Source organism: Flavobacterium sp., from assembly GCF_040383245.1.
Classification (GTDB): domain Bacteria; phylum Bacteroidota; class Bacteroidia; order Flavobacteriales; family Flavobacteriaceae; genus Flavobacterium.
Window position 1 is genome coordinate 66212 of the sequence record NZ_JBEIDX010000006.1, and the last position, 26337, is coordinate 92548.

Here is a 26337-nt window from a genome sequence, read left to right on the forward strand (position 1 = left end):
CTCTATTTTTAAAATTGGTCACTATATTTAGTATTTTAGCAACAAATATAAATAATTAAATGAGGATTCTATTAGTTGGTGAATTTAGTAGATTACATAATTCTTTAAAAGAAGGATTAGAAGCACTAGGTCATGAAGTTATAATTATTGCTAATGGTGATAGTTTTAAAAATTACCCATCCGACTTATCTACTAAAGCACGATGGTGTGAAACTAAATTAGGCAACATTACGAGACAAATTATTTATAGATTATCGAAATTTGATATTGCAAAAATTGAATTTGGATTACGTTTTTATTTATTTATAAAAAGACTAAAAAACTATGATATTGTTCAATTAATAAACGAACAACCAATCCAAACAATTCCAGTTTTTGAACGTATTTTAATACGTAAAATTTTCAAACAAAATAAAAATGTTTTTCTATTGTGTTGCAGTGTTGACTTTGAAGTAGCACAACATTTGATGAACAAAAAAGAACGGTATTCGATTATGAATCCCTATTTTGAAAATCCTAAATTGAAAAAAGAATTTAGTTACATTTTAAATTTTCTTTCAAATAATCACAAAAAAACTCATGATTTAGTATTTCAAAATATTCAGGGCGTTATTTGTTCTGATATGGATTACGTTCTTGCAATGCAAAAGCATCCAATGTTTTTAGGTTTGATCCCTAATCCAATAAATACCGATACAATTGAATTTAATGAACTAAAAATTGAAGATAAAATAATTGTTTTTCTAGGAATCAATCGCGGAACTTATCACACCAAAGGAATTACCTTTTTTGAAAAAGCATTGAAAATTATTAAAGCGAAATATACATCTAAAATTGAGGTTGTAATAGCTGAAAATTTACCGTATCAAACTTACATCAACCAATATAATAGTGCGCACATTATTTTAGATCAAGTTTATAGTTTTGATCAAGGCTATAATGCATTAGAAGCCATGGCGAAAGGTAAAGTGGTTTTTACTGGAGCAGAGAAAGAATTTACTCAATATTATAATTTGACTGAAAAAGTTGCAATAAATGCATTACCAGATGTGAATTATTTAGTAAATGAATTAGAATATTTAATTGAAAATCCTACCGAAATTATTGCCATTGGGGAAAGAGCAAGAAAATTTATAGAAACGGAACATAATTATATAAAAATTGCAAAAAAATACTCAGAAATATGGTCAGTTTAATAGAACAAACTTTTTCTAAAGTAATAACATAAAGAAATTAAATATATAAAAAAAGTGGTTGCATGTGCCATTACAATTCCTTCTAACCCAAATTGCGACACAAAATAACTACTACTAAAATATAAAATTGAAAGCGAAAATAATTCGAAGAATATAAATGCTTTAGTTAGTTTTTTGGCATAAAATTGATAGCCCAAAATAAAGGATGCAGCTTTAAAAGTATCACCTATTAATTGCCAGAAGAACAATTTAGAAACGGGTAAAAATTGTTTAGTAAAAAGCACCTGAATAATAAAATCACGAAAAAAATATATACCAATCATTCCTACCATAAAAAGTGGTAAAATGCCTTTATAATATTCCCAAAAAAGAGATTTTGTCTCTTGATTGTCTTTTGCAATTGCTAATTTTGGAAGAAAATATATTCCAATTAATGAAGTAATAAATAAGAAATAATAGGAAGAAATTCTAGTCATTGCTTCCCAAAAACCGGCTTGTTCAATTCCTAAATTTAGGATAATATTTTTCCTTATTGCTAATAATACCATTGGACCAAAAACGGCAGAAACTAATACCATCAAGGAATAAAAGGATAAGTTTTTAAGAAATTTTAAATTATAAAATTTTAAATGAACTGCTTTTAAAATTGCAATTTCTTTGTTTATAAATAATATTGAAACAAAAAATAACAATGAAGGAGTTAGAATAATTGCTAACAAAGCACCTTCTGTTTTTAAGTTTAATATTAATAATACAGAAACTATTAAGCCAATGCAACTACCAATACTATTAATATAAATTACTTTTTTATATTCTCCAAAGCCATTAATCGTTGCAATTAGAAATATATTTCCAATATAAAATGGAAGTGCAATTGCCAAGGCTTTAAACAAGAAGGCATATTGGTAAGCAACTCCAAAAATAGAACTATTGAAATAATCGGAAAATAAAAACAATCCCAAACTCAAAAGAACACAAACCAACAGAACGGATAGAAATATTGTGGACAAGGTTTGCTTTAGTTTTTCTTCCTCTTGTTTATGTTCGGCAACATATTTAACCACGCCATTTTCAAAACCTAACGTAGCGAATGCTTCGGTAGTAGTAAGGAAATTTCTTAAATTACCAACTAAAGCCATTCCGCTAGGACCAACAAAAACGGCAATAACTTTGGAAGTAATAAAACCAATTGCCATTTTTAATAAAATACTAATTCCGTTCAAAAAAGAGGCTTTGAATAAGGGTTTTGATAGTATTTCTTTAATAAATATCAATTAGAAATTATTTATTGTTGTGATTATAAAATCAAGCTCATCCATAGTAATAACAGGACTTATTGGCAAACTCAGCACTTCTTGATGAATCTTTTCTGTTATTGGGAAGGATTGATTATTCCAATCTGCGAATGCTTTTTGTTTATGAGGTGGTATTGGATAATGAATCATTGTTTCTATAGCGTTTTTCATTAAATAATCTTGTAATTCTTTTCTATTTTCTGTTCGAATTACAAATAAATGAAATACATGCCGTTCCACACTAACCGGCAAAACAATTTTATTATTATTTATTTCAGACAAATATCGATTAGCAATAGCAACACGCTTTTCATTATCTGAATCCAGATATGGTAATTTTATATTTAAAAATGCAGCTTGCAATTCATCTAATCTTGAATTAGTACCGGCATATTCATTTTCATATTTCTTCTTTGAACCATAATTGCGAAGCGACCTTATTACTTTTGCTAAGTCATCATCATTAGTAGTGATAGCGCCTGCATCACCAAGTGCACCTAAGTTTTTTCCAGGATAAAAACTATATGCGGCAGTTAAATTAGAAATTTTACTTGCTCCATGTGCTTGTGCTGAATCCTCCAATTGCAATAAATTATGTTTTATTGCAATTTCATTAATTGAATTCATTTCCGCTAATTGCCCATACAAATGAACAACAATAATAGCTTTAGTTTTTGAAGTTATTTTTTCTGATATTAATTCAGGATTTATATTGTAAGTTTCCAATCTTGGTTCTACAAGAACAGGGTTTAATCCTGCTAATTTAATTGCTAAAATAGTTGCGATATAAGTATTAGCAGGAACAAGTACTTCGTCGCCTTTTTGTAATTTACCAAGAAGTATATAACCTTTAAGGGTTAATACTAATGCATCTAATCCATTACCAACACCAATACAATATTTAGCATTGCAATATCTAGCAAAGTTTCTTTCAAATAATTCGACCTCATCTCCGAGAACAAACCAACCTTTATCTAATACCAATCTCAATTTATCATGAAATTGCTGTTCATAGACCTCATTTATTTTTTTTAAATCAAGAAATTTAATCATATTAATACCGAATCTAATATTGAATAATTTGAAGTCTCTACTTCATAAAAGTTTTGTATAACCGTTTTAGCACCAAAACTTTCTTTCCAAAACAACAACCCTTTATTAATCTTTCTGCCATCATATTCGTTACAAATACCAAAATCATGATAATGGTACTCTTTAAATACTTCTTTAATTAAATGATGGTGTAAAAAATCTAAACTTCCACTTACATTCTTTGTAACATTTCCAGATATATATTGCGAATGCACCACTTTTTTGTTTACAAAAACGGTGGTACCACCCAAGAGCTCTTCGTTTTTATACACATTAAACTGTCTAATATTATTAGGAAATAAATTTTTCAATTTAGTTATCTCAGATAAGGTGTGGACTGGTTTGGCATTGTGTTTTGTAGCTAAATTTGGAACTAATATTTCATTCCAAAACAAGTCAAAACTGGTTTCTTCTTTTACTACTAACTCATTTTTGAAACCTCTTTTCACCCCTTCCATTCGATTACTATCGATAACGATTTTTTTTGTCAAATCTAAAACTGATAAAGCATCTCTCCTATACAATTTTGCTTTTAAAATGAATAAGCAATATTCTAATTCATCAGAAAAGTAATCAGTATAAATAGTTGGAATTGTTTTTACAATTAGTTTTTCAATTGAGTTCTCATTTAAAAACTGTAATACATTTTTAAAAATAGAAATAACAGCACTTAATTTGGCTTTATTATTTAAAATCAAACCTCCATAAGTTAGGCCTTGATGCGAATAAACCGTATCCTCTATTCTATTTGCTGGTACTACTGCAATTAATTTATCCCCATCAAAAACCATCAACGAATAATCTTTAAATCGATCGGAATGATAATCCATGAAATTTCTATAAAACAAAAAAGTAGCATTTTTCGCAACGCTAATAAAAGCATTCCAAATGGTAAAATCTTGAGGCTGATATAATCGAACTTGAAATTGTTTCACAGGATACTCTAAAAACTCTGAATTAAAAATTATTTATTGTAATTACAATTACAAATGTAGTTATCTAAAAATAAATACCTAATTTAGACATTCCAAATTTATTATTTGTTGTGAAAATTATTATTTGCAAACTAATTTTAGGACTTCTTTTCGGTTTTTCCTGCACAATCTATTCGCAGAATGTTTCATTATATCAACAATTTAATGGGCAATTTGACTTTACTTTCATAGGAAACACTATGAATATGGGTGAAAACAACATCACTGTTGGCTGCGAAGGTTTGCTTATTAATTCTTCATCGGCAAACTTAAACTTAAATCCAAATCAAATTATTCAAAATGCCTATTTATATTGGGCAGGATCTGGCACAGGAGATTTTGATGTTGATTTAAATTCAATTCCAATTTCAGCACAAAGAACTTTCACAAATATTTCAATTTCTTCAGGACTTCCCTACTTTAGTGCATTCGCAGATATTACTTCTCAAGTGGTAAGTACTGGAAATGGCAATTACACGCTTTCTAATCTAGATGTTAGTCAAACTTTATTAAACACTTCTGGATATTGTACTAACAGAACAAATTTTGCTGGATGGGCAATAATTATTGTATACAAGGATACGAGTTTGCCATTAAATCAAATTAACATTTATGACGGTTTACAAAGTATCCCAAATTCCATAAATATTACTTTAAATAGTTTAAATGTGGTTGACAATAACAATGCTCAAATTGGATTTATTGCTTGGGAAGGTGATTCAAATCTTGCAATAAATGAAACATTAATGATTAATGGAAACACTTTAAGTAATCCGCCATTAAATCCTGCAAATAATGCGTTTAACGGAACGAATAGCATCACTGGCTCCTCCAGTTTATACAATATGGATTTGGATATTTACAATATTCAAAACAATATTAACATTGGGGATACCTCAGCACAAATTCAACTAACTTCCGGTCGCGATGTAGTCTTAATAAATGTAATTGTAACTAAATTAAATAGCCAATTACCAGATGCTTCAGTAATTCTAAATTCTAACATTCAAAATTGTGATTCTAGAAGCATTACTTTAAACTGTAGTGTAACTAATTTTAATTGCACGAGCACACTTCAGGCGGGAACACCAATTGCAATTTATGCTAACGGACAATTAGTTGGACAATCGCAAACAACCTCTGTAATTCCAATTAATGGAAGCGAAAATAAACAAATCACAATTAACTTACCAAGTGAGATTGCAGATAATTTTACAATTACTATAGTTGTTGATGATACTGGAAATGGACAAGGAATCATTTCTGAAATTTCTGAAAATAATAACCAAACCTCAAGTGGATTGCTTACATTTTTCACGAGCCCAATTGCGAGTACATTAGAATCACAAACCACTTGTAATACCGGTCTAACTCAAGGTAATTTTAACTTTTTTGAGTACAGCACACAATCTTTAACTAACACAACAGACTTCTTTACTGGATTTTACGAATCGGCTGCTGAAGCAACTTTAGCAACTAATGCTATTCCAAATCCAAATAATTATATAGCAAACGAAACTCCAAAAGAAATTTTTATTCGCATTGAAAACCAAAATTGTTTTACCATAAGTTCATTTTGGTTATACACCAAAAATTGTCCACCAACCGTATACAATTATGTTTCAAGCAATAACGACCAAGCAAATGATACTTTTTTTATTGATGGATTACGAGATGTGTTTGTAAACTTTGAGCTGGAAATATACAATAGATGGGGAAAATTAATTTGGACTGGAAATAATTCAACTCCAAATTGGGATGGCATTCCAAATAAAGGTACTCGTGTAGATAATTCAGCTGTACCCGAAGGAACTTATTATTACATTCTTAATTTAAACGACAACGACTATCCAGAGCCAATTACAGGATGGTTGTATTTTAGAAAGTAACTAGAATATTTATAAAATCTCAGTAACTTCGCAAAAATAAATTTTCTCTTGAAACAAATAACCTCTATACAAAATCCGTTTATAAAAACGCTTGTACAGCTTCAAGAAAAGGCTAAAGCGCGCAAACAAACAGGAACTTTCTTAATAGAAGGCAAACGCGAAATTGAATTGGCATTAAAAGGAGGCTACATAATTAATACTATTCTTTTTCTGCCTGAAATAATTCTGCAAAAAGATCTTACTGAACTTATTGCTAATTCAAATAAAATTGAGGTAATCGAGATTAATAAAGAAGTATATCAAAAACTAGCTTACAGAGATTCTACTGAAGGAGTTATTGCTTTTGCTGAAGCTAAATCGACTGCTTTAGAAGATTTAATTTTGTCAGATAATCCTTTGATTCTGGTTATGGAAGCTATTGAAAAACCAGGAAATATTGGCGCGATGCTCCGCACGTGCGATGCAGCCAAAATCGATGCGGTTATATTAGCAAATCCAAAAACTGATTTATATAATCCTAATTTAATTCGATCTAGCGTAGGCTGTATTTTTACCAATCAAATTGCAACCGGAACCAACGAAGAAGTAATTGCATTTTTAAAAAATAAAAAAATTGCAATTTACAGTGCAACGCTCCAAAATTCGAATTCCTATCACACACAAAATTACACTCCTGCCTCAGCAATAGTTGTAGGTACTGAAGCAACTGGACTTACACAAACCTGGAGGGATAATGCTAATCAAAATATACTAATTCCAATGCAAGGACAAATCGATTCTATGAATGTATCTGTCGCTGCAGCCATTTTATTATTTGAAGCCAAAAGACAACGCGGCTTTGAAACCAACTAACTAAAAATTATGAAAAGTAAATTATTTATTGCGCTATTTATAACAACGCTAAATTTAAATGCACAAATATCGGAAGCCAAATTAGATGATGTGGTGCAACGTACCATGAAGACTTTTAATGTGCCCGGAATAGCTGTTGCCATTGTAAAAGATGGTAAAGTTGTAATTTCTAAAGGATATGGTGTAACCAATATCAAAACACAACAAAAGGTTGACGGAAACACGCTTTTCGGAATTGCTTCCAACAGTAAAGCGTTTACTTCTGCTGCTCTTGCCATGTTAGTGGACGAAAAGAAAATCAACTGGGATGACAAGGTAATTCAATACATTCCAGAATTTAAAATGTACAACGATTATGTGACTAACGAATTTACTATTCGAGATTTACTTACACATAGAAGTGGACTCGGATTGGGCGCTGGTGACTTAATGATTTGGCCTGATGGACATAATTTTACCCCAAAAGATATTATTAATAACATTCACTATTTAAAGCCAGTTTCAGCTTTTAGAACCAAATACGATTACGACAATTTATTGTATGTTATTGCAGGTGAAGTTATTGAAAGAGTTTCAGGTAAAGGTTGGTGTGATTTTGTGGAAAATAGAATCCTATCGCCATTAAAAATGAATAACAGCGCTGCTTCATGGAACAGATTAAAAGACACCACAAATACCATTGTTCCGCATGTGCCAACAAATGGAAAACTAGAAGTAATAAAAAGATACACCAATCCTATTTTTGATGCTGCTGCCGGAATTTACTCTAGTACTAATGATTTAAGTAAATGGGTAATTGCTCAATTAAATCGAGGTAAATATGGTATAAAAAACGAAAATAGATTGTTTAGCGAAGCTGTTCAAAAAGACATGTGGACCTCTCAAACTATTCTGCCTTTAAACAATATGAAACCTTACAGTTGCAATTTTAAAGCTTATGGATTGGGATGGCAATTAACTGATATTAATGGTCATTTACAAGTTTCACACACAGGAGGCTTAGACGGCATTGTAACCCAAACGATTATGATTCCCGATGTACAATTAGGAATAATCGTACTTACTAATCAACAATCGGGTGCTGCTTTTACTGCAATTTCCAATACAATTAAAGACAGTTATTTAGGTCTTAATTTCCCTGATCATGTGGTTACCTTAAGTGCCAATAGAAAACAAGCCGAAGACAATGCCGATAAAATTACAGAAGAAGTTTGGACTAAAGTAAATCAAAATGTTGCATCAAACACCCAATTAGAGCCTAAAAAACTAACTGGAACGTATACTGATAATTGGTTTGGCAAAATAAAAATATTCTTAAGCAATGGAGTTTTGCGTTTTCAATCGGAGCGTTCTTCACGACTTAAAGGCTCCATTTTTTATTACAAAAACAACACCTATGCGGTGAAATGGGATATTAGAAGTTTTCAAGCTGATGCTTTTATTCATTTTGATATCACAGAAGATGGGATTGCTACACAATTTAAAATGGAAGCGATTTCTCCCTTAACCGATTTTAGTTACGACTTCCAAGACTTGGATTTCAAAAAGGAAATAAATTAATCTGGGGATTATTTTTTCGGGGTTACTTCTTTAGATTTATTTTTTAGCGTTTTTTTATACAACGGTAAAAAGTAAGAAATACTGTAATTAAAACCCGCTCCAAATTTTCCTTCGTAAGTTCTATTGAACCCTGGAATATATAAGTTATCGAAGTTTTCGGGTGTTTTATTAGTAACTAAATGATTCATTCTTAAACTAAATCCAAGGTATAAATTACTAAATAATTCCGCTTTAACTCCAGCTACAACTTCTAACCATTGGGCAGATAAACCATCAAATTTTTCTCCAGATTCAATAATTGGTTTCGGGAAATAATTATTTGCATAATAAATAGAATAACTATTTAGAGTTTGGTTAAAGGCACTTACGCCATAACGCATTCCAACATAAATCATGTTATTCATTCCCAACCAATTTTCGTAGGAATTATAATCAAATCCGACTTTAAGATAAGTACCGTTTGTAGTAAAATTCAACTGATCATCGGCAACTGTTATATTTTCATTTCCAATTTCGGCAGCCAAATAATGTCTTCTCGTAAATTTAAAATCTCCAACCAGTTCTAACCCTTTATAATTTTTATCATATAAAGATCGCGTGAATTTATACATATCCACACCAACGCGCAAACCGTAGCGCTCGGTTTTAGGCTTCACGCTATCCTTTTTCACAGCTGTTGAATCTTTTATTGCAGCTTTTTGTGCCAGCGTTGTTAGCGAACACAAAACCAAGAATAAACTAAAAAAACATTTTAATATGTACTTCATTTTCAGATTCTAAATTAGGTTTTGCTATGATTATATTTTTAATCCAATTATTACTATCAACTGAAAGAATATTGGAATTGGTGTTGGTTAAATTAAATAAATATTTATATCCACAAGCCCTAGAAATATAGACCTCTTGAGTCGTATAATTATAAGTTACTACATCTTCATTTTCGGAAGCACTACCAAAATCATATTTCAAGGAAAAAGTTGTAGTTGTTGCAGAAGGATTTAATGGTAAATAGATTTTATTGCCATTAAATAAATAACGAGATGGATTTATAACAGGTAAAGCGGTATTAAAAACAACTCCTTCTGACATTCCTGATGCAACCGCTTTTAAATTGGTTACACTTTTTAATGTAGGAGTTGCAATAGAATTATCATAAAACTCAATTACTAATCGTGGTGTTGTTGGTGTAGTAGCATCACAAATATCGTCCTTTTCACATGAAAGGAACGAGAAGGATATCAGCAGAAGTAATATTATTTTTTTCATTATAAATTGCAATTCAAATTATTTTAATTCCAAAAGTACAACATTTTCCACATGATGCGTTTGCGGAAACATATCCACCGGACGAACGCGAATTACTTTGTATTTTTCATCCATTAAAGCCAGATCCCTAGCTTGAGTAGCCGAATTACAGCTTACATAAACTACTCTATTTGGAGCAATTTTCATAATTTGTTCGACAACGTCTTTATGCATCCCATCTCTAGGAGGATCGGTAATAATTACATCGGGCTTGCCATGCTGTGCAATAAATTCTTCATTGAAAACATTTTTCATATCGCCAACATAAAACTCACAATTGTTAATGGCATTGCGCTTTGCATTTTCTTTAGCATCAGCTATGGCTTCAGGCACTGCTTCTACCCCAATTACTTTTTTAGCTTTTTTAGAAACAAACTGCGCGATGGTTCCGGTACCGGTATATAAATCATAAACGACTTCGTTACCCGTTAAACCTGCAAAATCTCTAGTTATTTTATACAATTCATACGCTTGATCCGAATTGGTTTGGTAGAATGATTTGGCATTGATACTAAAATGCAACCCTTCAATTTCTTCCAAAATGTAATCTCTTCCTTTGTATAATTTAATATCTTGATCGTAAAGAGTATCGTTTGCCTTGCTATTAATTACATATTGCAAAGAGGTTATTTGTGGAAACTTCTCATAAATATGATCTAATAATAACTCACGGTTTTCTTTATCATTTTCATAAAACTGAAGCAAAACCATAATTTCTCCGGTAGATGCAGTACGAATCATTAAGGTTCGCAACAAGCCTTCGTGATTTCTGGCATTGAAAAAAGTCATTCCTTTTTGAACGGCAAATTCTCGAATTGTATTTCGAATGGCATTTGAAGGATCTTCTTGCAAATGGCATTTATCGATATTTAAAATTTTATCCCACATTCTAGGAATATGAAAACCTAAAGCGGGGTTTTTACTCAAATTTGAATCTTCCGATTGGATTTCGGTTTCGGTTAACCAACGTGTATCCGAAAAACCAAATTCCATTTTGTTTCTATAAAAAAACTGCTTTTCCGATCCCATAATAGGTTCAAATTCGGGAAGCTCTACTTTAGCTATTCTTTTCAAATTGTTGTAAACCTCTTGGTTTTTATAAAACAACTGGCGTTCGTAGTTCATGTTTTGCCATTTACATCCGCCACAAGCACCAAAATGTTGACAAACCGGCTCAGTTCTGTATTCTGAAAAAGAATGGAATTTAATCGCTTTTCCCTCAAAATAGGACTTACGCTTTTTTAAAGTTTGCACATCAACCACATCACCAGGCACCACATTTGGAAGAAAAATCACTTGACCTTCTGGTGCTTTTGCAACCGAAACTCCTTTGGCACCCGCATCAAGTACGGTAACATTTTCAAAAATAACTTTATCTGTTTTCTTTTTTCCCATAGCGCAAAAATAAACTATTGCTTCGTTTTTCATATTGGTTTAGTAAAAAAATAAGAAATCTTTTTAACCCAACCGTTTGTTACCCTCGAAAATGGTATATTTGAAAAAATAACTTTTATGATTACCCACCTCGCTTTACTTCGCGGCATTAACGTTTCGGGACACAACATGATAAAAATGGATGCCTTAAAAACAGCTTTAGAAAGCATCGGTTTTTTAAACGTAAGTACCTACATCCAATCTGGAAATGTATTTATTACAACTCCAGAAGAAAGCCCTACCAAAGTGGGTTTCTTAATCAAACAAGAAATTTATAAAACCTTTGGCCACGATGTTCCGGTGGTGGTAATTAATAAAAATGATTTGGAAGTTTGTTTGAAAAACAATCCGTTTTTAAGTGAAAAAGATATAGACACCAAGAAACTCTATGTTTCATTTGTTTCCATGGAATTAAAAAGCGAACGCATTCATGATTTAAAAATCAGTAAAATCAAACCCGATCAGGTACATATTGACCAAAATAGAATTTATATCAAATACGACATCTCTCCGGCTAAAACTAGGCTTGACAATAATTACATAGAGAAAAATCTAAATGTTATTTCAACCATTCGAAATTGGAATACCGTAAATAAATTATTAGAATTATATGAAACACATTTAAGCTAGCTAAATGTTACTTTTTTTTACAATTTAAATTAAAATCACCAAATAAGTAAATTATAAATTTAATAATTTTTGAATAGTAATTTTTCGATTATCGCAATATTATTTCCTATTTTTGCTATCCTAGGATGATTTCTCTCCCAAAAGAAGGAATTGCTTTATTAAAAAGATCTGCCTAAATGCAGATAAATCAAGAAAATATGTCAGTTATAGAAAAAATTAGCTCACAAGAAGCTATAGCTTTAGAAGACAAATATGGAGCACACAATTACCACCCACTTCCGGTAGTTCTTAGCAAAGGTAACGGAGTGTTTGTATGGGATGTGGAAGGAAAGAAATATTACGATTTCCTTTCTGCTTATTCCGCAGTAAATCAAGGACATTGCCACCCAGATATTGTGAATGCCATGATTGAGCAAGCGCAAACCTTAACCCTAACTTCACGTGCATTTTACAACGATAAATTAGGTGTTTACGAAGAATATGTAACCAATTATTTTGGATTTGACAAAGTATTGCCCATGAATACAGGCGCCGAAGCAGTAGAAACTGCTTTGAAACTATGTAGAAAATGGGCTTATGAGAAAAAAGGAATTCTAGAAAACGAGGCGCAAATAATTGTTTGTGACGGTAATTTCCACGGAAGAACAACAACTATTATTTCCTTCTCGAACGATGAAAATGCTAGAAAGAACTTCGGGCCTTACACAGCTGGTTTTATTAAAATTCCCTATGACGATGTAGCCGCTTTAGAAAAAGCATTGCAATCCTCTAAAAACATAGCCGGTTTTCTTGTAGAACCAATTCAAGGGGAAGCTGGAGTATATGTGCCAGCGGAGGATTATTTGGCGAAAGCCAAAGCGCTTTGCGAAGCCAACAATGTATTGTTTATTGCCGACGAAGTACAAACCGGAATTGCAAGAACAGGCTCAATATTAGCCGTTTGCGGAAATTGCACCTGCGAAAAATCTTGTGAAAAACAAAGTACTTATGTAGCGCCAGATATCTTAATTTTGGGAAAAGCACTTTCAGGTGGAGCCTATCCGGTTTCTGCTGTATTGGCAAATGATACGATTATGAATGTAATTAAACCGGGCCAACACGGATCTACTTTTGGAGGAAATCCAATTGCCGGAGCCGTTGCAATTGCAGCTTTGGAAGTGGTTAAAAAAGAAAGCCTATCGCAAAACGCTCGAGTACTTGGAAAGTTATTTAGAGAAAAACTAGGCGAATACATTAAAACCTCTTCTATCGCAACTTTAGTTCGTGGAAAAGGGCTTTTAAATGCTATAGTCATTAACGATACCGAAGAAAGCGATACCGCTTGGAACATCTGCATGGCTTTGAGAGATAACGGCCTGCTGGCAAAACCAACACACGGAAACATCATTCGCTTTGCCCCTCCATTAGTAATGACCGAAGAGCAATTGTTAGACTGTGTTTCTATAATTATTAAAACACTAAAACAATTCGAATAAAGGTTTAGAAAACATAAAAAAAACCGTCTGATAGACGGTTTTTTTTTATTTGTTATCGAGCCATATCCTGCAAATGTTGCAATCGCTCTTGAAGTAAGGCAGGATCTTGAAGCGCATCCAAACCAATCATTTTTATTATCCAAATAAAATACAATAGTGTTATCGCATTTAATACTATACCGATGATACACAATATTTTACCCGTATTTAACTGACTAAAATTGATGAATTTGTCTGGAGCTACGTTATAAACAATAAGATCTTTGTGCGTTAAATACAATCCTACGATGGCCAAAATCATTCCGAATAATCCATAGCAACAACAAGTTAATATTGATAATATACCTAGAACAAGAACAGCGGTAGAGTTGGGTAATTTTTGGTTTTCCATTGGTTATTATTTTAAAATTAAAAAAGAAATTTCATTTTGTAAACATACGAAGCTATCATGATAATTGCATTGCTGATAGCGAAAAATACTACTATTTTAGAATTCTTAGGATTTGAAAAAACTAGATAATAAGCACCCGAAGCAAAGAACAATAGCGTCGAATATATTGCAGGAAACATATAAAAGGCATTGATAAATTCACCATGTAATAATAAATCTAGAGCGCGTTGAAAACCGCAACCAATGCAATCCATTCCAAAAAACTCCTTGAACATACAAGGCAACATAAAGTTTTTCATCCTAATAATAATTAGTACAATTTTACAAATATTTTATTAAAAGTCTACATTCTAAATTTAGTTTTCTATTTTTGATACTTAAATCGATTCCAATGAAGAAGTTATTTTTTCTAATTATGGTTGCTGCCATTTTTGTTGCTTTCTACGAACAAAACACACCTGAACCAAATATTTTCATCACGTGTATTGCGTTGTTAATTTTCATGTATGGAATGCTAAAATTATCGGCAAAAATTCTACCTAAAGATTCTGAAGATGACCACAAAGAAATTTGATATTGGCGATCAAGTTTCCGTTCTTGATGAAGCAGTAGACGGAATTGTAATTGCAGTAAAAAATAATGAAATTACAATTAAAACTACTGATGATTTTGTGTTGACTTATTTTGTCAATGAATTAGTTAAAATAAACAATACCAATGATTTAAAACAAATTATAAAAAGTGGAACTTTAGTTAAAAAAAGCGTCGATATTCAGCCGCAAAAAAAACACAATGCTCCTGCTTTTAAGTCGGATAAAGCAGAAAGAGGTATTCCTGAATTTGATTTACACATTGAAAAATTAGTCAAAAATTTTAGAGGAATGAGTAATTTTGACATCCTAAATATCCAAACGGAAACAGCAAAAAGACACCTTGATTTTGCAGTCAGAAATCGAATTCCGAAGCTTGTTTTTATACACGGTGTTGGCGAAGGAGTTTTGAAAGCAGAACTCGATTTTATGCTCAATCGAATGGAAGGCGTTTCGTTTCAAGATGCCAATTATCAAAAATACGGATTGGGTGCTACTGAAGTTTATTTTAAACAAAACATAAAATAGATTCTGGTTTCAGAATAAAAAAATAAAGATTAAGCTTAAATGAAAAGAATATATCTCGATAACGCTGCAACTACTCCCCTTCGTGCGGAAGTAATAACTGAAATGACTCAAGTTTTGCAAAATGACTTTGGCAATCCCTCTTCTACACATAGTTTTGGAAGAAGCTCTAAAACCATTTTGGAAACCTCACGCAAATCAATTGCTAAACTTATGGGTTGCGCAGCTCAAGAGCTAATTTTCACTTCAAATGCTACTGAAGCGACTAATTGGATTCTTACTAGTGCGGTTAAAGATTTGAAAGTAAACCGAATCATAACTAGCAAAATTGAACATCACGCTACATTATACACCGTTAAACACCTTCAACATCAGTATAACATTGAGGTAGATTATGTAAATATCCTACCTTCTGGAGGAATAGACATGACGCATTTAGTGAATTTACTTTCAAAAGAAGCACAAACTTTAGTGACTTTAATGCAGGTAAATAACGAAATAGGAACTGTTTTAGATATTGAAAAAACAGGAAGAATTTGCCATCAGCATCAAGCTCTTTTTCACTGTGATACCGTGCAATCTATAGGAAAAACCGAATTCATTTTACATGAATTACCTGTAGATTTCATTGTAGCAAGTGCGCACAAATTCCACGGTCCAAAAGGGATCGGATTTGCTTATGTCAAAAAAGGAATTGCACTTCAGCCACTATTATTTGGGGGTGAACAAGAAAAAGGATTACGCGCTGGAACCGAAGCGGTACACCAAGTAGCAGGAATGGCTAAAGCTTTAGAACTTTCTTACGAACATTTAGAATCTGAAAGAAATTACATTTCTGAATTAAAAAAGTATTGCATTTCCCAACTGGAAACGCAATTTCCAGAAATCAAAATCAATGGCGAGGCCACCTTTTACAATATTTTAAATATATTATTGCCTTTTTCGAAAGAAAAAACAGCGATGATTTTATTCAATTTGGATATGAAAGGCATTGCAGTTTCTCGTGGAAGTGCCTGCCAAAGTGGAAGTGCAAAACCGTCCCATGTATTAGCAGAAATTCTTACTGAGGAAGACTTAAAAAAACCAAGTTTACGCATCTCTTTTAGTCATTACAACACCAAAGAAGATATTGACGCTTTAATTGATGGGTTAAAGGGGATTTAACTAGTTTACTTCCTTAACCCCTTTAATAAAAAGCCATTTCATAAATAATTTTTCTCCGTCTTTAGTTCGAACGGCTTGAAATTTTGGTGCCAAAATAGTTCCAATTACAAAAGCGGTCATCGGAACCCAAATTCCTGATAAATTTGAAAAACGAATTAGCAAAGCTTGCAACGGAATAAAAAATAAGGCAAATCCTATAAGGTTGTAAACGAATGATTTTGTTCTTTTTGACATAACAAGTAATTATTATTGGTTATTTTCCACTTGAAATTTAGCTCTCTTACTGCCTTCGTACATTTCGTATTTCACCAAACGAGCTTCTAAACTTCCGTTAAATAATTTAATTTTTCTTGATGGTTTTAATCCTACAAATTTCAATGCTTCCAAATTGGCTGTAATAAACCAAGCGTGGGTTCCAGGATAATGTTGCTTCATGGTGTCGCCCATTTCTCTGTAAAAACGCTCTAAATCAATATCCAATCGCTCTCCATAAGGTGGGTTAAACACCATTTGCAGCGGACCTTCAGTAGTTTTTTCGGTATCGAAGAAATTCTTTTGATCTACCGTAATATATTCATCCAAATTGGCATTGATAACATTCGCTTTGGCTTTTTCCACAGCACTTGGTGCTTTGTCATAGCCTTTAATCGAATAATGAAATTCGCGCGTGCGTTTCATCAACGCATCAATAATTTGATCAAAAAGATCGTTATCCCAATCGTTCCATTTTTCGAAAGCAAATTCTTTTCGGTTAATATTGGCTGGAATATTACAAGCAATCATAGCAGCTTCAACCAAAATAGTTCCCGATCCACACATAGGATCTAGAAAATCGGTTTTACCTTCCCAGCCTGCCAACAACAACATTCCTGCTGCCAAAACTTCGTTTATTGGTGCAATATTTGTTGCCGTTCTATACCCTCTATGGTGCAAAGATGCTCCCGAAGTATCCAAAGCAACCGAAACTTGATCGCGATCGATATGGATGTTAATTCGAAGGTCTGGAAAATCTTTATCTATACTTGGTCGTTGTCCTGTTTTATCTCTGAATTGATCTACAATCGCATCTTTTGCTTTTTGAGAAACAAATTGCGAATGCTTAAAATGATCGGAATGTATGGTCGTATCTACCACAAAAGTTTGGTTGGCATTCATGTACTTGCTCCAATCAATTCCTTGAATTCCTTTGTACAACAAAGCATCGGATTTTGCACGGAAATAATAGATCGGTTTTAATATTTTTAAAGCAGAACGCAGCGATAAATTGGCTTTATACATAAATCCTTTATCTCCTTTAAAGCTTACCATTCGAGTTCCAATTTCTACTTCTTGGGCGCCCAATTGTTGTAATTCTTTTGCTAATATTTCTTCAAAACCAAAAAAGGTTTTGGCTACCATTTTAAAATTTTCCATTTTTCCAGATCAAAATTCAATATCAATTGCAAACTTGAGATAATTTCTGCAAAAATACACTAAATTTGTGCGTTACGAATTTTATGCACAAGAATTAATGTCAAAAATCTCAAATCAACCCTCTCAAACCGACGACCAACAAACTTCTTGGTTTGCCTCTTGGTTTGATACACCGTATTATCACATTCTATATAAAGACAGAAATTACCGTGAAGCTCAGGTTTTTATGGATAATTTAACCCATTACCTAAACTTACCCGAAAACGCCAAAGTATTGGATTTAGCTTGCGGAAAAGGGCGTCATTCTATTTACCTTAATCAATTGGGGTTTACTGTTTTAGGAGTTGACTTGTCTGAAAATAGTATTGAAATTGCCAATAACAATGCAAATGACAACTTAAATTTCAAGGTGCACGATATGCGTGAACCTCTAGAAGATAAGTTTGATGCCGTATTTAACTTGTTTACTAGTTTTGGTTATTTCGAACAAGAGAAAGACAACTTAAAAACCTTAATTGCTATAAAAGAAAACCTTTCGGAATATGGATTTGCTGTAATTGACTTTATGAATGTGCCTTGTGTTTTAGATAATCTAGTTGCCGAAGAAATTAAATCGGTAGATGGAATTGATTTTAATTTAAAACGTTACTTATTAGACGGTTACATCATTAAAGAAATTAATTTCAAAGATAAAGGTCAAGAATTTCATTTTACCGAAAAAGTAAGAGCCTTAACTCTTGATGACTTCAAACAAATGATGGAACAAGCCGGAATTTACTTATTGGATACTTTTGGTGACTATAAATTAAAAAAATACCATAAGAAGGACAGCGAACGATTAATTATGATTTTTAAATAAGTCCTTCGACAAGCTCAGGATGACTTTAAAATAAAGAATATAAAAATATGAATTATATTTTACCCTTATTATCTGTTTTACTTGGATTCTCTATAGCGCTTTGGTTAAAACCTCAAGACAAAAAGAATCTAAAATTGCTATTGGCATTTAGTGGATCGTTCTTACTTTCTATAACTGTGATGCATTTGCTGCCAGAGGTTTATGAAAGCGTAAATGTCAAAGTGGGGATTTTCATTATGATAGGTATTTTATTTCAAATTATATTGGAATTTTTCTCAAAAGGTGCTGAACACGGGCATGTGCACGGGCACGACAAACTAACTCAAATGCCTTGGCTTTTATTTATTAGTTTGTGTATTCACGCTTTGCTGGAAGGTTTTCCTGTTGGACACCACCACAATTTAGCTATCGGAATTGCCATACACCACTTCCCTATTGCGCTAATTTTAACTGCCTTTTTCATTCAGGCCGAACTTAATAAAACCGCTTTGTTTATATTTATGTTAGCCTTTGCAGTAATGACGCCATTAGGAACTTTAGTGTCGGACACATTCCCAATTTTAAATGAATATTATACCGAAATAACTGCAGTTGTAATTGGAATTTTATTTCATATTTCTTCCACAATTATTTTTGAAAGCAGTGAAGGACATAAATTTAATATTGCCAAAATATCTATGATTGTATTAGGAATTGTATTGGCTTGTTTTGTTTAATTTATAACCAAAAACTAGTTATCTTAGTACCATAGAATCTTATACTATAAAAATGAATTTTACAAAAACTACCGAACAATCTTCCAAATACGAGCATTTAGAAAAAATGTCGGTTTCGGAATTGTTGCATAACATTAATAACGAAGACAAAACCGTACCATTAGCCGTTGAAAAAGCGTTACCGCAAATTGAAGCTTTGGTAACGAAAGTGGTAGAAAAAATGAAATTGGGCGGACGAATTTTTTATATTGGTGCAGGCACATCAGGAAGATTAGGAATTGTGGATGCTTCCGAATGTCCTCCTACTTTTGGAGTTACATTTGATTTGGTAAACGGAATCATAGCCGGTGGTGATCAAGCCATTCGCCGTGCCGTTGAAAATGCCGAAGACAATAACACACAAGCTTGGATTGATTTGCAAGAGCATAATATTGGTTCTAACGATGTGGTCATCGGAATTGCAGCTTCTGGAACCACTCCTTATGTCCTTGGCGGATTAACAAAATGCAATGAAAATAACATTCTTACAGGATGCATTACGTGCAACGAAGGAAGTCCGTTGGCTTTATTGGCAAATGCACCAATCGTTGTGGTTGTTGGACCAGAGTTTGTAACTGGAAGTTCTAGAATGAAAGCAGGAACAGCTCAAAAATTAGTTTTAAATATGATTTCGACTTCTACGATGATTCAACTCGGAAAAGTAAAAGGAAACAAAATGGTCGATATGCAATTGAGTAATTACAAATTAGTAGATCGTGGTGTGAAAATGATTATGAGCGAGATTCCGGTAACCTATGAAAAAGCAAGCGAATTGTTACTTGAAAATGGTAGCGTTCGAAAAGCAGTAGACCATTATAATTCAAAATAAACACACTATATGGCAACTAACAAAGAATTATTAGCAAAAGGAATCAAATACCTTTTTGGAGCCTTACCCCTAATGTTTATGGGGCCAAGTGTTTTTTATAACGCATTAATGAATAAGCAAAATAACTGGCATTATTTGGTTTTAGTTATTGGTTGTGCCATATGTATCACTTCTGTTTTTTTAGCGTTTAAAGGAATAAAAACAATTACTGATGCTTTATTCAATGATAAATAACATTATGAAAAAACTTCTATTTCTTTTAACCCTTTCTCTTTTCTCATGCCAAAAGCAAGTGGAATGCAATCCAAAAGAATTTAAAACAGGTACCTTTCGATTTGAACAAGTTGTAAATGGCAAAAAAGAAATTACTTTGTTTACAAGAACAGAAAACCTTCAAATTGAAACATATCACGAAAGAACCGATACCGCTTCAGTTCGTTGGGTAAACGACTATGAATTTATTCTTCAAAAACTAAAGCCTCGAAATAGAGCAGAGAAAAAAGCCATTAGCATGCGAATTCTTTCTACCAAAGGCAAAACCTATACTTTTGAATATTCGTTTGTTGGAGAATCAAAAAAACAAATGGGAACTGTAACAAAAACTAATTAATCTCGTAAAACTACTTTATACATTTTCAAATAGCAATCATGACAGAATTAATTTCCAACCCTAATGCTTGGGTCGCACTACTTACACTTACGTTCTTAGAAATCATTTTAGGAATAGATAATATTGTTTTTTTATCTATTGTTTCAGGGAAACTTCCAGAAAAAGAACAACCCAAAGCACGAAAAATAGGTTTAGCACTTGCTATGGTTTTCCGAATCATATTGTTGTTTGGAATCACTTGGGTACTGAGTTTGCAGGAAACCTTATTCCATGTCAACTTTGGATTTTTTGAAGCCCATGTAACCGGTCAGAGTTTAATTATTTTTGGTGGAGGCTTGTTTTTATTATATAAATCGGTTTCTGAAATTCACCACAAAATGGAAGGCGAAGAAGAAGGAACCAAAGGAAAATCGGCCTCTGGCCTATCCAATGCCATTATCCAAATTGCCTTATTAAACATTGTCTTTTCATTTGACAGTATCTTAACTGCAATCGGAATGATTAGCATGAAAAGCCCTGCAGAAGGTGGATTTGGCCCAACAGGAGCTATTGAAATCATGATACTTTCAGTAGTAATTTCAATAGCAATTATGATGATTTTTGCGGGACCAGTTTCTAAATTCGTTAACGAACACCCTACCATTCAAATACTTGGATTGTCGTTCCTAATCTTAATTGGAGTGATGTTGCTTGCCGAAGGTTCGCACTTGGCACACTTCCGTTTTGGCAACGATGTAGAGGTTACCAGCATCCCGAAAGGCTATTTGTATTTTGCTATTTTCTTCTCCTTGTTTGTGGAATTTCTCAACATCAAAGTGCGCAAAAACAGCAAACCTGTTCAGCTACACAACAACGAAATCATTGATGACAATCTAAAAGATACCAATATTAATAATTAGTAGCCAATCATTTGGGACTTATCAGCAATGGTATTTCCCGCTATACATTACAACAAAAAATGTCCCGAAACAATCGGGACATTTTTGTTTTCATTACTATCGGGGCTAATTAGTAAACATTGTATTTTAAAATCTTAATTCTAAGACAAACCAATAATTTTACCATCTGCATCAATATCAATTCGTTCTGCATTAGGAACCGCTGGTAAACCAGGCATGCGCATTACATCGCCAAGTAAAGGCACGATAAATCGGGCACCACTGGCAATTTCAAATTCTCGAACGGTAATAACAAAATTGATTGGGCGACCAATTAATTTTTCATTATCCGAAAAACTAGCCGGTGTTTTAGCCATACAAACCGAAAAATCACCAAACCCTAACTCATTAATCATTTTTAACTGCGTTTTTGATTTAGGCGAAAACTCCACTGCCGAAGCACCATAAATCTCTTTTGCAACTGTTATTATTTTATGTTCTATCGAATCTTCTTTTTGGTATAAAGGTTTGAAATTGGCTTTGCCACTTTCAATTTCAGCAATTACTTGCGTTGCCAATTCCGCCGATCCTTTACCTCCCACAGAAAATGCCGTGCTCACAATAGCGGTCACACCTTTAGTTAAACACAAGGCTTTCAAAGCAGCATATTCGGCTTCGGTATCATCCGGAAATGCGTTGATACATACCACTGGATTTAATCCAAACTTTTGCATGTTTTCAATATGCTTATCAAGGTTGCAAAATCCCTTGGCTATAGCTGGAACATTTTCGGTTTTAAACTCTTCGGCACTCAAACCAGCATGGTGTTTAATCGCTCTAATGGTAGCTACTAGAACTACTGCATCCGGCTTCAATCCGGATTGTTCGCATTTAATATGTAAAAACTTTTCAGCACCTAAGTCAGCTCCAAATCCTGCTTCGGTCACGACAAAATCACCCAGTGAAAGTCCCATTTTGGTTGCTATCGCCGTATTCGTTCCTTGCGCAATACTAGCAAAAGGTCCGCCGTGCAAAATAGCCGGATTCCCTTCAAGGGTTTGCACTAAATTAGGTTTCAATGCATCTTTAAGTAAAACAGCCATGGCTCCCACCACATTCAAATCGCGGGCAAAAATGGCTTTTCCATCCAAGGTTTTTCCAACAAATATATTTCCTAAGCGCAATTTTAGGTCTTCCATATCTTTGGAAAGACACAAGATCGCCATTACTTCTGAAGCCGGAGTAATGTTAAAACCATCTTCGCGCATCGTTCCGTTGGCTTTAGCTCCTACTCCAATAATAATTTGGCGTAACGAACGATCATTCATATCCATCACGCGTTTCCATGCAATAGATTTCGGATCTAAATTCAACGAATATTTTGGATTTTGAAGATTGTTATCAATCACCGCCGATAATAAATTATTGGCTTTTTCAATAGCCGAAAAATCACCCGTAAAATGCAAATTTATATCCTCCATTGGAACCACTTGAGCATAACCACCACCAGCAGCACCACCTTTCATTCCAAAAACAGGTCCTAACGAGGGTTCGCGCAAAGCGGCAATTGCTTTTTTACCAATATAATTTAATCCATCTGTTAAACCAATAGACATGGTGGTTTTGCCTTCACCGTATTTTGTTGGCGAAAGTGCCGAAACCAAGATTAATTTTCCTTTTGGCTTTTCATCTTGAAGTTCTAAAGGTAACTTGGCCTTATACTTTCCGTAGTATTCTAAATCGTCTTCGGTGATGTTAATTTTTTCTGCAATTGCACGAATGTGTTGTAAAGTTGCGCTTTGCGCTATTTCAATATCGGATGGGAAATTTGACATTTTAAATTAATTTTGAGGTAGGTTGTAAAAGAAAATCTGCAAGGATGTTCCTTGCAGATTTTATTATTCTAAACTAAGTGTTATTTGGCCGTCTTCATCAAATTCGGTTTTAATATCTTCCGAAATAGATTCTTCACCAATTACTTCTATCTCTTCTGGAACTTTTTCAACAGGCTCTTCAAAAGGAAGCGATTCTAATAAATTAACTTGTTTTAATTTATCTGTTGTCAATTGATTTCCTAGTGCTTTAATTCCTTTTACGGCAATAAATTGTTCTAAATCGATCGTTTGATTTTCTTTCTGAATTCCTTTTACTTTGGTGAAAACTACCTCAGCAACAGGTCTCCAATCGGTTGAAACGATTTCCAATTGGGATTTTTCATGTTCGGTAATAAAAATCTCTTCCTTGTTTTCATTTTCTACCAAGAAGCGTTTTATAAAATAACGCTCTTTTTCTCCGTCATAATAAATCGTAGAAATTGGTTTCTTCGGATTCCATTTTTCTAAAACAATCATATCTTCATCAAAATGCGTAGTCAACTCGGGAATAATTGTTTTCAATTTACCTGTTTGATTGATAATCAACAAGCGATCATTGGGTCTAAATTCACCTAACAATTCACCTCTTCCATCTACATTCAAACGCTGAACAGTGTCATCAAACCAAATTTTTCTTGGACGCAAAGTAGAAATTCCTTTCTCTTTTAATTCGATTTTCTTGATTGGATATTTCGTAACTGTATTTCCTCTTGAGGCACGCCCTTTAATAGCAATATCGGTAAAATCAACATCCCATTTCAGTTTTTTCACACTACCAACTTGACGCAGTAATATGGTAACTACTTCTGCTTCACCATTCGGATTTGCAGAAAAATACAACACTTGTGAACCGGGTTTTTCTTGAGTTAAATCATAAAATTTATCCCGCGTAACACCCGAAACATTGAATCGTTTTATAAAGGTTGAACCATTTTTACCATCACGATAAATCATGTTGTAAATGGTACGTTTATCGTTTTTATCAAATACCGCAATATGAATGATGTCTTTACCTACAAACTTCTTATCATCAACTTTAGAGATCATTATTTTACCATCTCTCAAGAAAACAATCACATCATCAATATCCGAGCAATCGGCAACATATTCGTCTTTTTTTAAACCAGTTCCAAAGAAGCCTTCCTCTTTATTTACATAGAGTTTGGTGTTTCTTAAAACCACTTTGGTTGCTTCGATATTTTCGAAACTTCGCAACTCCGTTTGACGTTCTCTACCTTTTCCGTATTTCTCTTTTAATTTGACGAAATAATCAATTGCAAAATCGATAAGATTGTCTAAATGGTGTTGCACCTCCTTCATTTCGTCTTCCAACTTAGCAATGAAATCATCTGCTTTATCAGAGTCGAAACGGGTGATACGAATCATCGGAATTTGAGTCAACTTCTGTAAATCTTCATCATTAATATCCCTTACAAAAGATTTAATAAAAGGCTCAAAACGTTTGTACATGTATCCATAAAGCGTTTCCCTATCAGAATACAATTTGAAGTCAATATACATTTCTTCGCGAATGAATATTTTTTCCAAAGTTGAAAAATGCCATTTATTTTTAAGCTCTTCCAGTTGAATTTCCAACTCAGCTTTTAACAGTTGAACGGTTCGTTCTGTTGAAATTTTCAACATAGCAGAAACTCCAATAAACAAAGGCTTATTGTCTTCAATAACACATCCCAAAGGCGCCACCGAAGTTTCGCAACCTGTAAATGCATATAAGGCATCAATTGTTTTATCGGGGGAAACCCCAGGAAATAAATGAATCAGGATTTCAACTTCAGCCGCAGTATTGTCTTCAATTTTCTTGATTTTGATTTTACCCTTTTCGTTGGCTTTCAAAATACTATCAATCAATGAAGAGGTATTTGTTGAAAACGGAATTTGAGTAATGACCAAAGTTTGCTTGTCGAGTTGTGCAATTTTGGCACGAACACGAACACGTCCGCCACGCATTCCATCATTATAATTGGAAACATCGGCAATACCGGCAGTTTGAAAATCAGGATATATAGTAAACGGCTTCCCTTTTAAAATCTTAACCGAAGCATCAATTAACTCATTAAAGTTATGAGGTAAGACTTTGGTAGAAAGACCAACCGCAATTCCTTCGGCACCTTGGGCTAATAATAATGGGAATTTTACTGGTAAATTATTTGGTTCTGCACGACGTCCATCATAGGAAACTCCCCAATCGGTGATTTTTGGAGAATACAAAACTTCTAAAGCAAATTTTGACAAACGTGCTTCAATGTATCTCGATGCCGCAGCGCTATCACCAGTTAGTATATTTCCCCAGTTACCTTGACAATCAATTAATAATTCTTTTTGACCAATTTGCACCATTGCATCTCCAATACTCGCATCTCCGTGGGGATGGTACTGCATGGTATGCCCCACTACATTGGCAACTTTGTTGTAACGGCCATCATCCAACTCCTTCAAAGAATGCATAATACGGCGCTGAACCGGCTTAAATCCGTCTTCAATAGCAGGTACGGCACGCTCCAAAATTACATACGACGCATAGTCCAAAAACCAATCTTTGTACATTCCTGTAACTTTGGTAATGGTGTCTTCGGGGTTTTCGTCGTTTTCGTAAAAATGATTTCCGCCTGTAGAAACTATGTCTTCAAAACCTTCCTCAAAAGTTTCCTCTTGGGTTGCTTCGTCCAACTCGTCATTAGTTTCTTCAATATTATCTTCTTCTTCGTCTTTCATTTATGCTGACTATT

At 33.4% G+C, this 26337-nt stretch carries 27 protein-coding genes; 15 read left to right on the forward strand and 12 right to left on the reverse strand.

Annotated features, from left to right (window positions below; all coding sequences use genetic code 11):
* The first annotated feature begins 59 nt into the window (after window positions 1–59).
* The gene (locus ABWO08_RS04320; RefSeq protein WP_353083831.1) at window positions 60–1196 is read left to right on the forward strand and encodes a glycosyltransferase family protein; all 1137 of its coding nucleotides are present in this window, start codon (window positions 60–62) and stop codon (window positions 1194–1196) included.
* Here the strand turns inward: ABWO08_RS04320 and ABWO08_RS04325 are convergent.
* Genes ABWO08_RS04325 through ABWO08_RS04335 form a run of 3 tightly spaced genes read right to left on the reverse strand, consistent with a single transcriptional unit; the run spans window position 1193 to window position 4518 of the window.
* The gene (locus tag ABWO08_RS04325; protein WP_353083832.1) at window positions 1193–2419 is read right to left on the reverse strand and encodes an O-antigen translocase; all 1227 of its coding nucleotides are present in this window, start codon (window positions 2417–2419) and stop codon (window positions 1193–1195) included. The two genes, ABWO08_RS04320 and ABWO08_RS04325, sit on opposite strands and share 4 nt — an antisense overlap.
* 51 nt (window positions 2420–2470) lie before the next feature.
* Complete coding sequence (locus tag ABWO08_RS04330; protein WP_353083833.1) at window positions 2471–3544, reverse strand: DegT/DnrJ/EryC1/StrS family aminotransferase; 1074 nt, start codon at window positions 3542–3544, stop codon at window positions 2471–2473.
* The gene (locus ABWO08_RS04335) at window positions 3541–4518 is read right to left on the reverse strand and encodes a GNAT family N-acetyltransferase (RefSeq protein ID WP_353083834.1); all 978 of its coding nucleotides are present in this window, start codon (window positions 4516–4518) and stop codon (window positions 3541–3543) included. The genes ABWO08_RS04330 and ABWO08_RS04335 overlap by 4 nt, the downstream gene beginning before the upstream one ends.
* 245 nt (window positions 4519–4763) lie before the next feature.
* Here ABWO08_RS04335 and ABWO08_RS04340 point away from each other — a divergent pair, with 245 nt between their 5' ends.
* The 3 genes from ABWO08_RS04340 to ABWO08_RS04350 are packed head-to-tail and all read left to right on the forward strand — an operon-like array spanning window position 4764 to window position 8858.
* Window positions 4764–6446 carry a T9SS type B sorting domain-containing protein gene (locus ABWO08_RS04340; protein ID WP_353083835.1) on the forward strand — a complete coding sequence of 561 codons (1683 nt, stop codon included), beginning with the start codon at window positions 4764–4766 and terminating at the stop codon, window positions 6444–6446.
* A 48-nt stretch (window positions 6447–6494) separates the two neighbouring features.
* Window positions 6495–7298 carry a TrmH family RNA methyltransferase gene (locus tag ABWO08_RS04345; RefSeq protein ID WP_353083836.1) on the forward strand — a complete coding sequence of 268 codons (804 nt, stop codon included), beginning with the start codon at window positions 6495–6497 and terminating at the stop codon, window positions 7296–7298.
* A gap of 9 nt (window positions 7299–7307) precedes the next feature.
* Window positions 7308–8858: a serine hydrolase gene (locus ABWO08_RS04350; protein ID WP_353083837.1), complete on the forward strand. Its 1551-nt coding sequence runs from the start codon at window positions 7308–7310 to the stop codon at window positions 8856–8858.
* A gap of 8 nt (window positions 8859–8866) precedes the next feature.
* Here the strand turns inward: ABWO08_RS04350 and ABWO08_RS04355 are convergent, their stop codons facing one another.
* From ABWO08_RS04355 to rlmD, 3 genes are read right to left on the reverse strand one after another with little or no spacing between them, the layout of a single operon-like run.
* Window positions 8867–9625, reverse strand: coding sequence for a DUF6048 family protein (locus ABWO08_RS04355; protein WP_353083838.1), 759 nt, complete (start codon window positions 9623–9625; stop codon window positions 8867–8869).
* Complete coding sequence (locus ABWO08_RS04360) at window positions 9597–10124, reverse strand: DUF6452 family protein (RefSeq protein ID WP_353083839.1); 528 nt, start codon at window positions 10122–10124, stop codon at window positions 9597–9599. Before ABWO08_RS04360 ends, ABWO08_RS04355 begins: the two co-directional genes overlap by 29 nt.
* 18 nt (window positions 10125–10142) lie before the next feature.
* Entirely contained in the window at window positions 10143–11558 is a 1416-nt protein-coding gene (gene rlmD / locus ABWO08_RS04365) for a 23S rRNA (uracil(1939)-C(5))-methyltransferase RlmD (protein ID WP_353083865.1), read from the reverse strand.
* Window positions 11559–11675: 117 nt separating this feature from the next.
* On the opposite strand from rlmD, the gene ABWO08_RS04370 reads away from it, so the two are divergent.
* Both ABWO08_RS04370 and rocD read left to right on the forward strand, forming a co-directional pair.
* Window positions 11676–12227, forward strand: coding sequence for a DUF1697 domain-containing protein (locus tag ABWO08_RS04370; RefSeq protein ID WP_353083840.1), 552 nt, complete (start codon window positions 11676–11678; stop codon window positions 12225–12227).
* Between the two features lie 197 nt (window positions 12228–12424).
* Window positions 12425–13702, forward strand: coding sequence for an ornithine--oxo-acid transaminase (gene rocD, locus ABWO08_RS04375; protein WP_353083841.1), 1278 nt, complete (start codon window positions 12425–12427; stop codon window positions 13700–13702).
* Window positions 13703–13754: 52 nt separating this feature from the next.
* On the opposite strand, the gene ABWO08_RS04380 is transcribed toward rocD, so the two are convergent.
* A complete protein-coding gene (locus ABWO08_RS04380) occupies window positions 13755–14093 on the reverse strand; it encodes a CCC motif membrane protein (protein WP_353083842.1) in 339 nt (112 codons plus the stop codon).
* A gap of 17 nt (window positions 14094–14110) precedes the next feature.
* The gene (locus ABWO08_RS04385) at window positions 14111–14392 is read right to left on the reverse strand and encodes a DUF2752 domain-containing protein (RefSeq protein ID WP_353083843.1); all 282 of its coding nucleotides are present in this window, start codon (window positions 14390–14392) and stop codon (window positions 14111–14113) included.
* Window positions 14393–14484: 92 nt separating this feature from the next.
* On the opposite strand from ABWO08_RS04385, the gene ABWO08_RS04390 reads away from it, so the two are divergent.
* From ABWO08_RS04390 to ABWO08_RS04400, 3 genes are read left to right on the forward strand one after another with little or no spacing between them, the layout of a single operon-like run.
* Entirely contained in the window at window positions 14485–14667 is a 183-nt protein-coding gene (locus ABWO08_RS04390) for a hypothetical protein (protein WP_353083844.1), read from the forward strand.
* Window positions 14648–15211 (forward strand): DUF8465 domain-containing protein, encoded by a 564-nt coding sequence (locus tag ABWO08_RS04395; protein ID WP_353083845.1) that lies wholly within the window; start codon window positions 14648–14650, stop codon window positions 15209–15211. Before ABWO08_RS04390 ends, ABWO08_RS04395 begins: the two co-directional genes overlap by 20 nt.
* A gap of 39 nt (window positions 15212–15250) precedes the next feature.
* A complete protein-coding gene (locus ABWO08_RS04400; protein ID WP_353083846.1) occupies window positions 15251–16372 on the forward strand; it encodes a cysteine desulfurase family protein in 1122 nt (373 codons plus the stop codon).
* Here the strand turns inward: ABWO08_RS04400 and ABWO08_RS04405 are convergent, their stop codons facing one another.
* Window positions 16373–16606, reverse strand: coding sequence for a hypothetical protein (locus tag ABWO08_RS04405; protein WP_353083847.1), 234 nt, complete (start codon window positions 16604–16606; stop codon window positions 16373–16375).
* A 12-nt stretch (window positions 16607–16618) separates the two neighbouring features.
* Window positions 16619–17785: a THUMP domain-containing class I SAM-dependent RNA methyltransferase gene (locus tag ABWO08_RS04410; RefSeq protein WP_353083848.1), complete on the reverse strand. Its 1167-nt coding sequence runs from the start codon at window positions 17783–17785 to the stop codon at window positions 16619–16621.
* Between the two features lie 97 nt (window positions 17786–17882).
* On the opposite strand from ABWO08_RS04410, the gene ABWO08_RS04415 reads away from it, so the two are divergent.
* Genes ABWO08_RS04415 through ABWO08_RS04440 form a run of 6 tightly spaced genes read left to right on the forward strand, consistent with a single transcriptional unit; the run spans window position 17883 to window position 21737 of the window.
* Complete coding sequence (locus ABWO08_RS04415; protein ID WP_353083849.1) at window positions 17883–18644, forward strand: class I SAM-dependent methyltransferase; 762 nt, start codon at window positions 17883–17885, stop codon at window positions 18642–18644.
* A 47-nt stretch (window positions 18645–18691) separates the two neighbouring features.
* The gene (locus ABWO08_RS04420; protein ID WP_353083850.1) at window positions 18692–19360 is read left to right on the forward strand and encodes a ZIP family metal transporter; all 669 of its coding nucleotides are present in this window, start codon (window positions 18692–18694) and stop codon (window positions 19358–19360) included.
* A 52-nt stretch (window positions 19361–19412) separates the two neighbouring features.
* Window positions 19413–20228 (forward strand): N-acetylmuramic acid 6-phosphate etherase, encoded by an 816-nt coding sequence (gene murQ, locus ABWO08_RS04425; RefSeq protein ID WP_353083851.1) that lies wholly within the window; start codon window positions 19413–19415, stop codon window positions 20226–20228.
* A gap of 9 nt (window positions 20229–20237) precedes the next feature.
* The gene (locus ABWO08_RS04430; RefSeq protein ID WP_353083852.1) at window positions 20238–20462 is read left to right on the forward strand and encodes a DUF6095 family protein; all 225 of its coding nucleotides are present in this window, start codon (window positions 20238–20240) and stop codon (window positions 20460–20462) included.
* Between the two features lie 4 nt (window positions 20463–20466).
* Window positions 20467–20838, forward strand: coding sequence for a DNA topoisomerase IV (locus tag ABWO08_RS04435; protein WP_353083853.1), 372 nt, complete (start codon window positions 20467–20469; stop codon window positions 20836–20838).
* A 38-nt stretch (window positions 20839–20876) separates the two neighbouring features.
* Window positions 20877–21737: a TerC family protein gene (locus tag ABWO08_RS04440; RefSeq protein ID WP_353083854.1), complete on the forward strand. Its 861-nt coding sequence runs from the start codon at window positions 20877–20879 to the stop codon at window positions 21735–21737.
* 140 nt (window positions 21738–21877) lie between these two features.
* On the opposite strand, the gene ABWO08_RS04445 is transcribed toward ABWO08_RS04440, so the two are convergent.
* Window positions 21878–23551, reverse strand: a complete 1674-nt coding sequence (locus tag ABWO08_RS04445; protein WP_353083855.1) for a formate--tetrahydrofolate ligase — start codon at window positions 23549–23551, stop codon at window positions 21878–21880.
* A 63-nt stretch (window positions 23552–23614) separates the two neighbouring features.
* Window positions 23615–26323: a DNA gyrase/topoisomerase IV subunit A gene (locus ABWO08_RS04450; protein WP_353083856.1), complete on the reverse strand. Its 2709-nt coding sequence runs from the start codon at window positions 26321–26323 to the stop codon at window positions 23615–23617.
* Window positions 26324–26337 lie beyond the last annotated feature (14 nt).